The 16078-nt window shown below is 73.7% G+C and carries 13 protein-coding genes; 10 read left to right on the top strand and 3 right to left on the bottom strand.

The window, feature by feature from the left end:
* Positions 1–3 precede the first annotated feature (3 nt).
* The 8 genes from asnB (at position 4) to HB370_RS30450 (ending at position 10445) form a co-directional block, all read left to right on the top strand.
* Positions 4–1803, top strand: a complete 1800-nt coding sequence (gene asnB, locus HB370_RS30485; RefSeq protein WP_030777698.1) for an asparagine synthase (glutamine-hydrolyzing) — start codon at positions 4–6, stop codon at positions 1801–1803.
* A complete protein-coding gene (locus HB370_RS30480; protein WP_030777696.1) occupies positions 1800–2849 on the top strand; it encodes a PrpF domain-containing protein in 1050 nt (349 codons plus the stop codon). The genes asnB and HB370_RS30480 overlap by 4 nt, the downstream gene beginning before the upstream one ends.
* Positions 2828–3970, top strand: a complete 1143-nt coding sequence (locus tag HB370_RS30475; protein ID WP_030777694.1) for an acyl-CoA dehydrogenase family protein — start codon at positions 2828–2830, stop codon at positions 3968–3970. The genes HB370_RS30480 and HB370_RS30475 overlap by 22 nt, the downstream gene beginning before the upstream one ends.
* Entirely contained in the window at positions 3958–5361 is a 1404-nt protein-coding gene (locus tag HB370_RS30470) for a dihydroorotase family protein (RefSeq protein ID WP_030777692.1), read from the top strand. Before HB370_RS30475 ends, HB370_RS30470 begins: the two co-directional genes overlap by 13 nt.
* Positions 5362–5407: 46 nt before the next feature.
* The gene (locus HB370_RS30465; protein WP_030777690.1) at positions 5408–5905 is read left to right on the top strand and encodes a flavin reductase family protein; all 498 of its coding nucleotides are present in this window, start codon (positions 5408–5410) and stop codon (positions 5903–5905) included.
* A 217-nt stretch (positions 5906–6122) separates the two neighbouring features.
* Positions 6123–7442, top strand: coding sequence for a DUF692 domain-containing protein (locus tag HB370_RS30460; protein ID WP_030777688.1), 1320 nt, complete (start codon positions 6123–6125; stop codon positions 7440–7442).
* Positions 7443–7854: 412 nt separating this feature from the next.
* Positions 7855–8640 carry a TIGR04222 domain-containing membrane protein gene (locus HB370_RS30455; protein WP_030777686.1) on the top strand — a complete coding sequence of 262 codons (786 nt, stop codon included), beginning with the start codon at positions 7855–7857 and terminating at the stop codon, positions 8638–8640.
* A gap of 176 nt (positions 8641–8816) precedes the next feature.
* Positions 8817–10445: an alpha/beta hydrolase gene (locus HB370_RS30450; RefSeq protein ID WP_030777684.1), complete on the top strand. Its 1629-nt coding sequence runs from the start codon at positions 8817–8819 to the stop codon at positions 10443–10445.
* Positions 10446–10447: 2 nt separating this feature from the next.
* Here the strand turns inward: HB370_RS30450 and hemQ are convergent, their stop codons facing one another.
* Both hemQ and hemG read right to left on the bottom strand, forming a co-directional pair.
* Positions 10448–11179 (bottom strand): hydrogen peroxide-dependent heme synthase, encoded by a 732-nt coding sequence (gene hemQ, locus HB370_RS30445; RefSeq protein ID WP_030777682.1) that lies wholly within the window; start codon positions 11177–11179, stop codon positions 10448–10450.
* 5 nt (positions 11180–11184) lie between these two features.
* Positions 11185–12636 carry a protoporphyrinogen oxidase gene (gene hemG / locus HB370_RS30440; protein WP_030777680.1) on the bottom strand — a complete coding sequence of 484 codons (1452 nt, stop codon included), beginning with the start codon at positions 12634–12636 and terminating at the stop codon, positions 11185–11187.
* A 104-nt stretch (positions 12637–12740) separates the two neighbouring features.
* Between hemG and HB370_RS30435 the strand changes: the two genes are divergently transcribed.
* Together HB370_RS30435 and HB370_RS30430 are read left to right on the top strand one after the other, a co-directional pair.
* A complete protein-coding gene (locus HB370_RS30435; protein WP_030777678.1) occupies positions 12741–14126 on the top strand; it encodes an FAD-dependent oxidoreductase in 1386 nt (461 codons plus the stop codon).
* A gap of 51 nt (positions 14127–14177) precedes the next feature.
* The gene (locus HB370_RS30430) at positions 14178–15002 is read left to right on the top strand and encodes a rhomboid family intramembrane serine protease (protein WP_030777676.1); all 825 of its coding nucleotides are present in this window, start codon (positions 14178–14180) and stop codon (positions 15000–15002) included.
* Between the two features lies 1 nt (position 15003).
* On the opposite strand, the gene hemE is transcribed toward HB370_RS30430, so the two are convergent.
* Entirely contained in the window at positions 15004–16071 is a 1068-nt protein-coding gene (gene hemE / locus HB370_RS30425; protein WP_030777674.1) for a uroporphyrinogen decarboxylase, read from the bottom strand.
* Positions 16072–16078 lie beyond the last annotated feature (7 nt).

The following is a 16078-nucleotide window of genomic DNA, read 5'->3' as shown; positions in this document are numbered from 1 at the left end:
AGGATGTGCAGGATATTCGGCCACTTCGACAGCCAGGCCACGGTGCACGAGCTCAAGACCGTCGCGGCGCTGCAGCGCCACGGCGGCCCGGACGCCCAGTACATCACCACGGGCGACACCTGGGGCCTGGGCAACAACCGGCTCGCCATCATGGACCTCGACGGAGGCGACCAGCCCTACGTCCTCGACGGCATCGTCGTCGTCTTCAACGGCGAGATCTACAACCATCACGAGCTGCGCCGCATGCTGACCGCCCGCGGCCACCGCTTCCCCGATCTGTGCGACGGATCGATCCTGCCCGCGCTGTACGCCGAGTACGGCACGGCGTTCACCGAGCACCTCGACGGCATGTACGCCGTGGCCGTCGTCGATCTGCGCGGCGAGCCGAAACTCGTGCTCGCCACCGACGACATGGGCATGAAGCCGCTCTACTACCACTGGAACGCCGCCGAACGGCACCTGTACTTCGCCTCCGAGCTGCCCGCCCTGCTGTCCTTCCGGGCGGTCCAGGCCCGGGCCTGGGAGCCGGGACTGGACGCCTACCTGGCGACCAAGACGCCGTTCAGCGAGCAGACCATGTTCGACGGCATCCGGGTCCTGCCTCCCGCCGCCACCGCGGAGGTCACCCGCGGCAGCGGGCTGCGCATCCGGGTACGGGACACCTCGGTCCCGCCGGCGGACGCCGGTCCGGAGGAGGCCGCCGAGCGAGTCCGCGAGCTGCTGCGCCACGAGGTCCACCGTCTGACCCGGGCCGACGTACCCGTCTGTGCCATCACCAGCGGTGGGCTCGACTCCAGCCTGGTGACGGCCCTGGCCGCCGAACGGGTCGGGGAGCTGCACAGCTTCAACATCGCCTACCGCGGTACCTGGCCGGCCGACGAGCGGGGCTTCGCCCAGGAGGTCGCCAGCCGCCACGGCACCCGCCACCACCAGGTCGAGATAGACCCCGCGGACTTCCCCGACCTGCTGTCGGACGTGGTGTGGCACCTGGGCCAGCCGAACGCCGACCCCATCACCCTGAGCACCTACGCGCTGTTCCGGGCCGTCCACCAGGCCGGGTTCAAGGTGGCGGTCACCGGGGACGCCGCCGACGAACTCTTCGGGGGCTACGACCGGATCAAGGCCGCGTTGAAGGCCGGCGCCGGCCACGACTGGGTGCCCGCCTACGTCCGCGCGCTCGCCGCCGTCCCCCGCGAACGGCGGCTGGGGCTGTACTCCGACGACTACCGGCACTTCATCACCGCACACGGCACCGCCGAGGACCATCTCGCGCAGGCGCTCACCTCCTCGCCGCACGACCGGCTGACGGCGATCACCGAGGTCGAGATCGGCCGCCGGCTGCCGGCCTACCACCTGCGCCGGGTCGACCACCTGTCCATGGCCTCCTCGGTCGAGGTGCGCCTGCCCTTCTGCCAGCCCGCCCTGGTGCGCTACGCCCGCTCCCTGCCCGCTGCGCTCAAGGTCGAGGGCGATCAGGTCAAGAAGGTCCTGTACGCGGCGGCCGGCGGACTGCTGCCCGACTCGGTCCTCAACCGGCCCAAGCAGCCCTTCACCCTGCCGATCACCGCCATGCTCTGCGACGGCCAGCGGCTGATGGAGTTCGCCCGGGACATGCTGGCACCGGCCCGGCTGCGCCGGCACGGCCGGCTCGACCCGGACGCGGTGCAAGCCCTCCTGCGCACCCAGAGCACCACCCCGACCGACGCCTCCGCCCTGGCCGTGTGGTCCCTGCTCATCCACGAGCTGTGGCTCGACCAGTTCCACGCCGCCACTCCCCGAAACCGACACGAGGTACTCGCATGATCGCCTATCTCGCCCAGGCCACCGGCGCGCCCACCCCCACGCTGGTTCTGGACGCCAGCTTGGTTCCTCCGGAGGAACCGGACATACGCGCGGTCCTCACCACCGTCCGCTCCTGGCTGGCCGCCAACGGCCACCACGACGTACTGAAGTTCGCGCTCGTCACCCCCTCCGCCCACCCGCTGTTCGACCTGGACTACCGCTTCGTGCAAGGGCTGCCCGACGGCCCGGGCCACTTCGACTTCCGCGGCTCCTGCGGGCATTCGATCCTCTCCTCGGTGCTGGCCGCCGACACACTCGGCTGGCTGCCCGGACTCGCCCCCGGCAGCCGGGTCCGGGTGCGGGTCCTCAACAACGGCGACCACGTGGTCTGCGAGGTGGACGAGGCCCGCCGCGACGGCGGCACGTTCACCGTCCACTTCGTCCAGGACTCCGACCGGGCACTGGAGGACCTGCTGCTGACCGGGCGCGCCCGGGACCTGCTGCTCACCACGTCCGGCCTGCACGAGGCGTCCCTCGTGGCCACCGGCAACCCGTACGTCTTCGTCGACGCCGAGTCCCTCGGCCTCGCCAGCCGGCAGGAGCTGTTCGAAGCGGGCGAGGAAACCTATGAACGGCTGCAGCAGATCCGCACCGCGGCCGCCACCACCCTGGGCTGGCCGCCCGAAAGCGTCTTCCCCAAGATCGCGGCGGTCGGATCGTACGAGCCGGGCCGCCTGGCCGTGCGGGCCATCTCCGTGCCCAGCTGGCACCCCACCCTCGCGCTGACCGGCGCGACCTGCCTCGCGGCGGCCGCCGCGATCCCCGGGACCGTCCCCGCCGGCTTGCTGGAGCGGGCCGGAGCCGGGCTGGACGACATCGTCGTCGACACCCCGCGGAGCACCACGCGGATCGCCGCCTCCCTGGGCACCACGGCCGACGCCCGCTCCGCCCTGCTGTGGGTCAGCATCGGCGACAAACACGCCCACCTGCGCGGCCCCGCCAAGATCCCCGAACTGAGCACCTACCTCTACCAGGAGGCACCCTCATGGCAGCCCGCGAGCGCCTGACGTCCGTCCACGACCACCACGCCATCCTGCGCCGGGACTACCCCGGGCTCGACGAGGCCCTGCGCCGTGACGCGGCGACCGCCGACGTGGCCGGCCGGCTGAGCGACGACGTCCTGGCCCACCTGCGCTCCAGCGGCATCCTGGCGGCTGCGGTACCCGCGGCGTACGGCGGTCTCGGCGCAGGTGCCGCCACCACCAACGACCTCATCCGGCAGGTGGCCGCCGCCGACCCGTCCGTGGCGATCATCCTCTTCCAGCACTACGCCGTCACGGCCCGCATCAGCGAATGGGCCACCGAGGAGCAGAAGCAGCGCTTCCTGCCCCCGCTCGCCACCGGCGAGTGGATAGCGGCCTCCGCCTGGAGCGAGAGCGGTGCCGGCGCCGACAAACGCAACCTGTCCACCACCGCCGACCGCACTGCCACGGGCTGGTCCCTGAACGGGGCCAAGACCTTCACCACGGGAGCCGGCCTCGCCCAGCTCTACCTGGTACTCGCCCAGACCTCCGCCCCCGGCGGCGACGACGGCATCTACGGCAGCGACGGACAGACCTTCTTCCTCATCGAAGCCGACCGGCCGGGGCTGATCGCCGACACCGGGATGGACCTGGTCGGAATGCGCGCCTCGGCGACCGGCTTCGTCGAACTCCACGGCTGCCGGGTTCCCCTCGACAACGTCCTCGGCCCCGTGGGCCAGGCGGCCCGGATCATCGCCGGCGTACGGCAGTCCGGGGCCACTCTGGGCGCCGTCTCCGTCGGCATCGCCGAGGCCGCCCTGGAATTGGCGCTCACCCACGCGCGCCGCCGGGGCCTGGACGGGGCGCAGGCGGTCCGCCACCGCCTGGCCGATCTGGCCGCCCAGGTGGAGAGCGCCCGCGCGCTGGTCGAACGCGCCGGGCGCCGCGAGAGCTCCGACCCCGGCACCACCACCCTGCTGTCCAAGCTCCACGCCTCCCGCACGGGTGAGCAGGTCTGCCTGGAGGCACAGCGCCTTCTGGGCAGCGCCGGCTATCTGCGCGACCACCCCCTGAACCGGCTGGCCCGGGACGCCCGCGCCGTCGGCCTGATGGGCCCCACGAACGATCTGACCCGAGAGCTGGTGAGCATGCCATGGACCGCCTGACCGCCTACGACCTGCTCGTCACCGACGCCCGCCTGGTCACGCCCGAGGGAGTGCGCACCGGTGCCCTCGCCGTGGCCGGCGGCCGCATCGCCCGGATCCTGTCCGCCGACGCGCCGTTGCCGCCGGCGACCCGGACGCTGGACGCCGCCGGCCGGTACGTGCTGCCCGGTGTCATCGACTCCCACGTCCACTTCCGCACCCCGGGCCTGACCCACAAGGAGACCTGGTACCACGGCAGCCGGGCCGCCGCGGCCGGCGGAGTCACCACCGTCATCGACATGCCCAACACCGAACCGCCGCTGCACAGCCTCGAACTGGCCTACGCGAAGGCGGAGATGATCTCCGGGCAGTCCCTGGTCGACTACCGGTTCCACTTCGGGGTGCGAGAGGACACCGTCGACGTGCTGCGCGACCTCACTCCGCGCGTCGCCACCTCCGTCAAGGTGTTCATGACCGGGCACCACACCGCTCCGTCGGTGATCCGTGACCCGGCCGTCCTGGACCGCATCTTCGCCGTCGCCGCCGAGCGGGACCTGCGCCTGGTCCTGCACGCGGAGGACGACGGCGTCTTCTCCCTGCTCGACACCCACCGTCCGGGGCCGGACTCCTACGACGCCTACGAACCCCACCGGCCCCGCAGCGGCGGCATCGTCGCCGTCGCCAAGGTGATCGACCTGGTCCGCCGCCACGGCACCGCGGCGCACGTCCTGCACGTCTCCTCGGCCGAGGAGAGCGACCTGCTGTCGGCCGCCCGCGCCGCGGGACTGCCCGTGACCTACGAGACCACCCCGCACCACCTCTCCTTCACCGCCTCCGATACGCGCCGGCTCGGTGCGCGCATCCGGCTGAGCCCGGCGATCCGGGAAGAGCGCGACCAGGAGTGCCTGTGGCGGGCCGTCGTATCGGAGCAGGTCACCACGCTGGGCAGCGACCACGCGCCGCACACCCCGCAGGAGAAGGCCCGGCCCGCTCCGGACGCGCCGCCCGGCCTGCCCGGCGTCCAGGAACTGCTCACCGCCGTCTTCACCGGGCTGGTGCGCCGTTTCCCGGACGTCCCCCTCGACGACCACATGATGCTGCTGTCCCGGCTGTGCGCCGCCAGGCCGGCCGCGCTGTTCGGCCTGGACGAGCGCAAGGGTGCCCTGACGGAGGGCCGTGACGCCGACTTCGTGGTCTTCGACCCTTCCGCCAACTGGCTGATGTCGTCCCGCGAGGCTCACACCAAGAACACGTGGTCGGCCTACGAGGGCTGGACCTTCACCGGCCGGGTGGACATCACCGTCCGCCGCGGCGCGGTCATCTGGGACTCCCACGGCTTCGGCGACCCCGACGGCCAGTGGCTGGACGCACGCCCGCTCGGGCTCGAGACGGCGCGCCCGGCCACCGTCTGAGGGCGGCACCCCGGCTCCGTCCCCTGTCGCAACGGAAGAGACCACGATGCCCATCGATCGCACCGTCTTCACCCACGCCATGGCCCAGGTGCCCGCCCCCGTCACCGTCGTCACCACGGTCACCCCCGAAGGACGGCGCCACGGATTCACCGCGAGCTCCTTCTGCTCCCTGTCCGCCGACCCGCCTCTGATCCTGGTCTGCCTGGCGAAGACCGCGTCCTCCCACGAGGCGTTCCTGCGTACCGCGCACTTCATGGTCAACTTGCTGGGCGCGGACCACCATGGCATCGCCCAGCGCTTCGCCACCCCCGACCGGGACAAGTTCGCCGACGGCCCGATGCTCACCAGCGAACTCGGACTGCCCGGGCTGCCCGACGCCACCGTCCGCCTGGCCTGCGCCGTCCACTCGATCCTCGACGGCGGCGACCACAGCATCCTCATCGGGCAAGTGGAGCAGGCGGCCGTCCTCGAACAGCCACCGCTGGTCTACCACAACCGCCAGTACGCGACCCCCCGGCCGCGCTCCCTGGCGGGCACCCCCTGAGCACCGGGAGGGGCCGGTCTCCCATGGAGACCGGCCCCTCCCGGTGACTCGGGTCGGACAACACCAGATGCGCGCGCCTGGTCCCGTCCGGGCCGCCGTGGCCACCCGAACCTCAAATGTTGCTCTGAACGCCTCCGGGCGGGGGTTCGCCGGTGGGCGGTGGGGCCATATCCCCCTCACTCGACGTACGGACACAGGCCGAGGAGGGGGAGGCGTCATGCGGCTGGGGACGGGGATCGGCTGGCGGCCGGAGATCGCGGACGCCGTGGAGGCGATGGCGGGCATCGACTGGGTGGAGGTCGTGGCGGAGAACGTCTGCCCCGGGCATCTGCCCCACTCCCTGCTGCGGCTGCGCGAGCGCGGTGTGACGGTGGTCCCGCACGGCGTCTCCCTCGGCCTCGGCGGCGCGGACCGGCCCGACGCGGGGCGGCTGACGGCGCTCGCCGAACGCGCGGAGGCCCTCGGTTCCCCGCTGGTCACCGAGCACATCGCGTTCGTCCGGGCGGGCGGCGAGCTCACCGCGTCCCCCCGGCTGGAGGCCGGTCATCTGCTGCCCGTGCCGCGCACCCGGGACGCGCTGGACGTGCTGTGCGAGAACGTCCGCATCGCCCAGGACGCGCTGCCGGTGCCGCTGGCCCTGGAGAACATCGCCGCGCTGTTCTCCTGGCCGGGCGAGGAGCTGACGGAGGGACAGTTCCTGTCCGAGCTGGTCGAACGGACCGGGGTACGGCTGCTGATCGACGTGGCCAACCTGCACACCAACCACGTCAACCGGGGCGAGGACCCCGCCGAGGCGCTGGCCGCGCTGCCGGTGGAGGCGATCGCCTACGTCCATGTCGCGGGCGGCTTCGAGCGCGACGGCGTCTGGCACGACAGCCACGCGCACCCCGTGCCCCGCCCGGTGCTCGACATCCTGAGCGACCTCGCCGGCCGGGTCGCACCGCCGGGAGTGCTGCTGGAGCGGGACGAGAACTTCCCCGAACCGGTCGAGCTGGAGCGGGAGTTGGCGGCCATCCGGGAGGCGGTGGCGGCCGGGCGCGCTCGGGGACGCGCGGCGGTGCGTACGGCAGCGCAGGGCGCCGTCGGCGGCGGGGCCGGGGGCGTCGGTGTCCTGGCGCGGCCGGTGGCCGGGGTGCGCGAGCGGCTCGGGGTGGCGCAGACCGCCGTGCTGTCGGCGCTGGTGGCGGGGACGCCGGTACCGGAGGGGTTCGACCGCGTCCGGATGGGGGTGCAGGCGCGGGCGCTCGCCGCGAAACGGGCGGGCGTGGTGGCCAAGGTGGCGCCCGAACTGCCGGTGATCCTGGGGGCGGGGTACCGGGAGGCGTTCCTGGAGTACGCGCGCCGGCGTCCGATGCGGGGCGGCTACCGCCAGGACGCGCTGGACTTCGCCGGCCATCTGCTGAAACTGGGCCGGCCGCAGGACGCCCGCGCCCGCCGCGTCCTGCGGGAGTGGTGGCTGGACCGAGCGGGTCCGGCGCCCAGGAAGCGGGGGCTGTTGGGGCGGGTCCTGCGGCGGCGCACCGGCCGGTCCTCCTGAGCCGGTCCGGGCGGGCCCCGGACCGGCTCATCGCCGCGGTGGTGTGCCTCCCCCGGAGGGGGCAGCACCTCGGTACGCTCTCGCGGCGACGGCCGTCGTCCTGCTTCTCCTGCCCAACGAGCCGGACGAGCGGCAGAAGCGGGGGCTCGCCACCCTGGAGGCGGCCGAGGGCCGGGACTTCGACCGGCGCTTCGGCGCCGTGCTGCGGCTCGCGCACGGCCGGGTGTACCCCCTTGCCACCCAGGTCCGGGCCGGCACCCGGAACTCCCCGGTCCGCGATCCGGCCGACAACGCGGGCGCGACCGTCCCGGATGGCCGGCGGAGAAAACGGAACGTCACATACCGGCAACAGTGCGTCCGGATGGTGAACAGAGCATGGTGTCTACCCAGTCCCCTGGCATACAAACAGCTCATGTTCTGGGTCCTTCTCCTCTTCCTGGCCTGGGCTTTCGCCGGTACGGCCTGCGCCCGTCTCTGCCTGGCGGCCGTACGCACGGACGCATCGGACACGCCGGACGCACCCGGCACGCCGACGGTCGCCGAGCGCGATCTGACGCTGTACGAGGCGGCGTTCCTCTCCGGCGGGCCCAGGCGGGTCGCCGATGTGGCCCTCGTCTCCATGGCCCGCCAGCGCCGGCTGCTGCTCGCGCACACCGGCTGGGCCACGGTCGTGGACCCGCGGGGCCGCGACGAGATCGAGCAGTCCGTCATCGGAGCCATAGGACCCGGCGGGCAGTCGCGGATCGCGCCGGTGCGGACGCGGGCGGCCGACACGGAGGCCGTACGCCGCCTGGCCGACGGCCTGGTGCACGCGGGACTCGCGGTGCCCGAGTGCTCGGGCACGGTGGCGTCCGCCGTCCGTCAGGTGCGCGCCGCCGCGCTCGCCGTGGCGGCGTTCGGCATCACGGCCCTGCTGCTGCCCGGCGACACCGGGACACCGCGCCCGCTGGTGGGCGCGTGGTTCGCGCTGCCCCTCATACTGACGCTGAGCAGCCTGGCCATCGCCCGGTTCGAGGTGCACCCCTACTCGCCCTGGGCCTCCCCGGCCGGGCAGCGGCTGCTGCGCGCGCTGACCGGGCGGCCGGCCGGGGACGAGCGGTCGTTCCTCACCTCCGTCGCCGTACGCGGCATCCGCGCGATCGGCGAACCGGAGCTGCGCGCGGCCTTCACCGACCGCGACCAGCCCTTGCGCGAGTGACCGGGAGCACCCGGGGTCCGGGAGCCCGGAAGGCGCCGGGGGCGCACAGGGGGCATTGACGCCGACACCGGCCGGGCGGTCCTTGCCTTCCCCCCACGGCCGTACCAAATATCCCTTGTGTTCGCGCCGGGCCGTGGCAGCCGTGCCACCGCCGCCGCGCACCGAAGGGATACGCGATGAAAGCTGCCGCCCTTTACCCGGCCGCCGGGTCCTTGCTGCTGACCACCCTGGCCGCGGCCCCGGCGGGCGGCACCCCCGGCACCCCGCACGCCGTGCCCGTCGCGCACGCCCCGGCCGCCCCCGGCGCGGCCGAGCTGCGCGGCACCGCGATGGCCGCGGCCCGCGCCCGGGCGGCCGGGATCGACTTCGGCCCGTGCCCGGCGGCCGAGGTGCCGGGCACGCCGGCCGGTGTGCGGTGCGGCACGGTGAGCGTCCCGCTGGACTACTCCCACCCGGACGGCCGGCAGATCAAGCTGACCGTCAGCCGGGCCCGGGCCACGCAGAAGGACCCGCACAACAGCAAACGCAAGGTCCCCCGCCAGGGCGCCCTGGTCTTCAACCCGGGCGGCCCCGGCGCCACCGGCATGTACTTCCCGCTGATCGGCACGGTTCCGGGCTGGGAGCGGATCGCCGCCGGCTACGACCTGGTCGGCTACGCCCCGCGCGGGGTGGGCCGCTCGGCGCCGCTGTCCTGCGAGGACCCCGCGGGCTTCCTCAAGGCACCCACCGAGGCGCCGGTGCACCCGTCGGAGGCGTACAAGCGGGAGCGCGTCGAGCGGGCGCGGGCGTACGCGCGCGGCTGCGCCCAACGGTCCGGGAGCCGGCTGCGCCACTACACCTCGCTGAACAACGCCCGGGACCTGGACGTGCTGCGGGCCGCGCTGGGCGAGGACCGGCTGACGTTCATGGGCGCCTCGTACGGCACCTACTTCGGCGCGCTGTACGCGGCGATGTTCCCCTCCCACGTGCGGCGCATGGTGCTGGACGCGGCGGTGGACCCGGATCCGGAGAAGATCTGGTACCGCAGCAACCTGGAGCAGTCGGCGGCGTTCGAGGACCGCTGGGCGGACTTCCGGGACTGGATCGCCCGGCACGACGACGTGTACCGGCTCGGCGCCACCTCCGCGCGGGTGCAGCGCGGCTACGACACCGCGCGCGAGCGGCTGGCCGCCAAGGCGGCGGGCGGGACGGTGGGCCCCGGCCAGCTGCACAACGCGTTCCTGACCGCCGGGTACTACGAGGACTACTGGCCGAGCCGCGCCGCGGCCCTGTCGGCCTATCTGCGCGGCGACCCGGAGCCGCTGGTCCGGCTGGCCGCGCCGCGCCCGGAGACGGCCGCCGAGGCGGAGAACGCCTCGGCCGTGTACACCGCCGTCGAGTGCAACGACGCCGCCTGGCCGACGGACTGGGCGGTGTGGGACCGCGACAACACCCGCCTCGCCCGGGTGGCGCCCTTCGAGACCTGGGACAACGCCTGGACGAATCTGCCGTGCGCCTTCTGGCCGGCGCCCCGGCAGCAGCCGCTGGACGTACGGACCGGGCCGGGCGAGCTGCCGCCGGTGCTGATCCTGGCGGCCGAGCGGGACGCGGCGGCGCCGTACCAGGGGGCGCTGTCGATGAACCGGCGGCTGGCCGGGTCGGTGCTGGTGACGGAGCGGGACGCGGGGACCCACGGGATCGCGGGCGGGCCCAACGCCTGCGTCAACGGGCACCTGCACGCGTACCTGCTGGAGGGCCGGGTGCCGGCGCGGCACGCGTCGTGCGCACCGCGGCGGCCTCCGGCGGCCCGGCCAGAAGGCGCCTGACCTCAGGCGAGCCCCGCCACCAGGTCGCCGATGTCCTTGCGGCGGCCCGTGAAGAAGGGGACTTCCTCGCGGACGTGCATGCGGGCCTCGGAGGCGCGCAGGTGGCGCATGAGGTCGACGATGCGGTACAGCTCGTCGGCCTCGAAGGCGAGGATCCACTCGTAGTCGCCGAGGGAGAACGAGGCGACCGTGTTGGCGCGCACGTCCGGGTAGCCGCGGGCCATCTTGCCGTGGTCGGCGAGCATCCGGCGGCGGTCCTCGTCGGGCAGCAGGTACCAGTCGTAGGAGCGCACGAACGGGTAGACGCTGACGTAGTTCCGGGGCGTCTCGTCGGCGAGGAACGCCGGGATGTGCGAGCGGTTGAACTCCGCCGGGCGGTGCAGCGCCATGTTCGACCAGACCGGCTCCAGCGCGCGGCCCAGCCTGGTGCGGCGGAAGAGGTTGTACGCCTCCTGGAGCTGGTCGCTGGTCTCGGCGTGCCACCAGATCATGAGATCGGCGTCGGCGCGCAGACCGGAGACGTCGTAGGTGCCGCGGACCGTGACGTCCTTGGCGGCGAGCTGGTCGAACAGCTCCTGGACCTCGTCGGCGTATCCCGCGCGGTCCTCCGGCAGGGCGTCCTTCAGCTTGAAGACCGACCACAGGGTGTAGCGGATGACCTCGTTGAGGTCCTTGGCCAGCTTGCCCTTGTTCGGGATCCTGCCGGACTCGGTGATGGGGGCGTCGTCACTCATGGTCCCTATTCTCCCGCTCCGCCGTGCAGGCTCTGCACCGGGTGGGCCGTCAGCTCGCGCACGCCCCGGTCGTCGCCCTCCAGCTGGTCCACCGCGGCGTAGGCGCTCGCGATGCACGCCGGGATGCCGACGCCGTCGTACTGGGCGCCGCACACCGCGAGCCCCGGGAGCCTGGCGATGTGGTCACGGACGCGGGCCACGCGCGCGTGGTGCCCGACGGGGTACTGGGGCAGGCCGTCGGTCCAGCGGGTGACCCTGGTCTCCAGCGGGGCGGCGTCCAGGCCGGTGGCCTCCCGCAGGTCGTGCCGGGAGACCTCCACCAGGCCGGCGTCGTCCCGGCCGAGGACCTCCGTCTCGCCGTAGCGGCCCACGGAGGTGCGCAGGACCACCACGTCCGGGTCCTCCTCGGCGATCCAGCCCCACTTGTGGGAGGCGAAGGTGGACGCCTTGATGGTGCGGCCGTCGACGGGCGGCACGAGGAAGCCGCTGCCCTCGGGCAGGCGCGCGTCGGCGCGCCGGTAGGCGAGGGTGACCAGGGCCATGGAGGCGTACTCGACGGCGGCCAGCTCGGCGGCGGCCCCGGGGGCCTCGGCGCGCAGCAGCCGGGCGGCGGCCGGGGCGGGCACGGCGACCACGACCGCGTCGGCGCGCAGCACGCGCTCGCCCGCGGTGATCCGCCAGCCGTCCGGCTCCCGGCGCAGTTCACGCGCGGGCGTGCCGGTCAGGATCTCGCCGCCCCGCGCGCGCACCGACTCGGCGACCGCGAGCGGCAGCCGGCCGATGCCGCCGGCGATGCCCATGAAGACCGGCCCGGCCTGCTGGTGCGCGGCGGCCTTGGCCTGGATCTCGCGGACGCCCTCGGTGAGGGAGGTGTGGGCGCGGGCGGCCTCGAAGAGCTGCGGGACCGCCGAGCGCATCGAGATGCGGTAGGCGTCGCCCGCGTACACCCCGCCCAGCAGCGGTTCCACGAGGCGGTCGACGACCTCGCGGCCGAGCCGGGCCGCCACGTACTCGCCGACGGCCACGTCGTCGCCGGTCTCGGTGCGGGGCAGGTCGGCGTCGCGCTCGATGCGGGCCAGGCCCTCGGCGGACAGGACGCCGGAGAGCGCGGCGGCGGTGCCGGGCACGCCCATCACATGGCCCTTGGGCATGGGCCGCAGGGCGCCCCGGGTCCAGATCGAGGCGGTGGCGGTGGCCGGCGGCTGGAGCGACTCGCCGAGGCCCGCCTCACGCGCGAGGGCCACCGCCTCCGGACGGCGGGCCAGCATGGACTCGGCGCCGAGGTCGACGCGGACGCCGGCGATCTCCCCGGGCAGCAGCTTGCCGCCGACCCGGTCGCCGGCCTCCAGCACCGTCACGCGCGCGCCGCGCCCCAGCAGCCGGTGCGCGGCGGCCAGCCCGGCGATCCCGGCCCCGATGACGACGACGTGCCCCAGGCCCCTACCCGTTGTGCTCATGTCCCCCACTCTCTCAGACCCCACTGACACACCGGCCGGGACCCGGCGCCCGGCCTCCGGGGGCCGACGGGGGCCGAACCGGCCGCGCCCCGTAGCGTGTTCCCATGAGCATCGCTGGCGGCAGGGAACGGCTGGTCGTGATCGGGGGTGACGCCGCGGGCATGTCCGCGGCGTCGCAGGCACGGCGGCTGCGGGGGCCCGGGGAACTGGAGATCGTGGCGTTCGAACGCGGCCACTTCACCTCCTTCTCGGCATGCGGCATCCCGTACTGGGTGGGCGGTCAGGTTCCGGAGCGGGACCGGCTGATCGCGCGGACGGCGGACGAGCACCGCGCGCGGGACATCGACCTGCGGATGCGCACGGAGGTCACGGAGATCGACGTGGCCGGGCAGCGGGTACGCGCGCGTGACGTCGGTTCCGGCGCCGAGTACTGGACGCCGTACGACAAGCTGGTCATCGCCACCGGTGCCCGGCCGGTCCGCCCGGATCTGCCCGGCGTGGACGCCCCCGGGGTGCACGGGGTGCAGACGCTCGACGACGGCCAGGCGCTGCTGGACACCCTCGCCGGCACGCCGGGCCGCAGGGCCGTGGTCGTGGGCGCCGGCTACATCGGTGTCGAGATGGCCGAGGCGCTGATCCGCCGGGGTTTCGAGGTGACGGTCGTCAACCGGGGCCGGGAGCCGATGTCGACACTGGACCCGGACATGGGCCGGCTGGTGCACCGGGCCATGGAGGGCCTCGGCATCACCATGGTCGGCGACGCCGAGGTGACCGAGGTGCTCACCGGGCAGGACGGCCGGGTGCGGGCGGTGGCCACGCGGGACGCCGAGTTCCCGGCGGACGTGGTGATCCTCGGCATCGGCGTCCGTCCGGAGACCGCCCTCGCCCGGGCGGCCGGACTGCCGCTCGGCGCGCACGGCGGGCTGCTCACCGATCTGGCGATGCGGGTGCGCGGGCAGGAGAACGTCTGGGCGGGCGGCGACTGCGTGGAGGTGCTGAACCTGGTCTCCGGACAGCAGCAGTACGTTCCGCTCGGCACCCACGCCAACAAGCACGGCCAGGTCATCGGCACCAACGCGGGCGGCGGCTACGCCACCTTCCCCGGTGTCGTCGGCACGGCCGTGAGCAAGGTGTGCGACCTGGAGATCGCCCGTACCGGCCTGCGGGAGAAGGACGCCCGCCGGGTGGGGCTGCGGTTCGAGACGGTCACCATCGAGTCGACCAGCCGCGCCGGGTACTACCCGGGGGCCGCCCCCATGACGGTGAAGATGCTCGCCGAGACCCGTACGGGACGGCTGCTGGGCGTGCAGATAGTCGGCCGGGAGGGGGCGGGCAAGCGGGTGGACATCGCGGCGGTGGCGCTGACCGCGCGGATGACGGTGGAGGAGATGACGGCCCTGGACCTGGGGTACGCCCCGCCGTTCTCACCGGTGTGGGACCCGGTGCTGGTGGCCGCGCGCAAGGCCGCCTCGAAGGTGCGGTCGGGCTGACCCACGGCGGACGCGCTGATAGCGGGGCCGGATCGCGGGCACTACTTGTGTGTGGTCATCCCCGTCCATGATCTGAACCCGGTGCGCCGCACCCCCTGGGTGACGTACGCGCTCATCGCCGCGAATGTGCTGGTGTTCGTCACCATGCCCGGCATGGCCGGTTCCGTGACCGGCGGCTCCAAGCTGGCGCAGCTGTGCGATCTGCAGGCGTTCCTGGACCATTACGCGGCGGTCCCCCGGGAGCTGATCCACGACCGGATGCCCCGGCTGGTGCCGACCGGGGAGGTCGGTGTGGGCCCGCAGGGGCCGGGCTGCGTGGTGGCGCCGCCCGGTTACGACAAGTCGCCGCCGCTGTCGGTGTTCACGGCGATGTTCCTGCACGGCGGCTGGCCGCACCTGCTGGGGAACATGCTGTTCCTGCTGATCTTCGGCAACAACGTCGAGGACCGGATGGGCCACATCCGGTTCCTCCTCTTCTACGTGGTGTGCGGCTACGCGGCCGGATACGGCTTCGCGCTGCTCAACGACACGTCCGCGGACCCGCTGATCGGCGCGTCCGGGGCGATCGCCGGGGTGCTCGGCGCCTATCTGGTGCTGTATCCGCGGGCCAGGGTGTGGGTGCTGGTGCCGTTCCTGGTCTTCCTGCCGCTCAGGCTGCCCGCCTGGCTGGTGCTCGGGTTCTGGTTCGGGCTCCAGGCGGTGTACTCCTCCGGGCACGGGGTGTCCGGCGCGGGCACGGTGGCGTACGCGGCGCATGTGGTCGGCTTCGTGGCGGGCATGCTGCTCGCCTGGCCGCTCAAGCCCGGCACACCCCCGCCGCCGGAGCCGCCCGGCCTGCTGTTCGGCAGGCGCGCGCGGCCCCGTTCCGCCTGGTGAGTCAGCGCGCGGTCGCGGTGTGGACGTACTCCGTGAGCCGGGTCAGCGCGTCCGGGTCGGTGTTCGGCATGACGCCGTGGCCGAGGTTGAAGACGTGCCCCTCCAGCCCGGCGGCGGCGTCGAGCACCTCCTGGGCCTTGGCCTCGACGGTGTCCTTGTCGGTGAACAGCACGGTCGGGTCCAGGTTGCCCTGGAGGGCCTTGCCGGGGCCGACGCGGCGGGCGGCCTCGTCCAGCGGGACGCGCCAGTCGACGCCGACGACGTCCGCGCCGGCCTCGCCCAGGAGCTTCAGCAGTTCGCCGGTGCCGACGCCGAAGTGGATGCGCGGGACGCCGTACCCGGCGACCGCGTCGAAGACCTTGGCGGAGGCCGGCATGACCGAGCGCCGGTAGTCCGCCGGGGCCAGCGCGCCGGCCCAGGAGTCGAAGAGCTGGACGGCGCTGGCGCCGGCCTCGATCTGCACCTTCAGGAAGGCGGCCGTGATGTCGGCGAGCCGGTCCAGCAGGTCGGCCCACAGCTCGGGGTCGCCGTACATCATGGCCTTGGCGTTCTCGTACGTGCGCGAGGGGCCGCCCTCGACCAGGTAGCTGGCGAGGGTGAAGGGCGCGCCCGCGAAGCCGATCAGCGGGGTGGCGCCCAGCTCGCGGGTGAGCATGCCGATGGCCTCGGTGACGTACGGCACGTCCTCGGGGCCGAGGTCGCGCAGCCGGGCCAGGTCGGCGCGGGTGCGGATGGGCTGCTCGACGACCGGGCCGACGCCGGGCTTGATGTCGAGGTCGATGCCGATGGCCTTGAGCGGGACGACGATGTCGCTGAAGTAGATCGCCGCGTCCACGCCGTGCCGGCGCACCGGCTGGAGGGTGATCTCGGTGACCAGCTCGGGCCGCATGCAGGACTCCAGCATGGGGACGCCTTCGCGGACCTTGCGGTACTCGGGCAGGGAGCGGCCGGCCTGGCGCATGAACCACACGGGGGTGTGCGGCACGGGTTCGCGCCGGCACGCCTTGAGGAACGCGCTGTCGTACGTCGCTGCGGGCCCCTGGCCCGTGAAGGTGTCGTTCGCGGTCACGGGGCAA

It is taken from the genome of Streptomyces sp. DSM 40868 (genome assembly GCF_011820545.1).
Lineage (GTDB): Bacteria > Actinomycetota > Actinomycetes > Streptomycetales > Streptomycetaceae > Streptomyces > Streptomyces eurythermus.
Note: the sequence above shows the minus strand (reverse complement) of the source record. Positions and strands in the feature narration are given on the sequence as shown.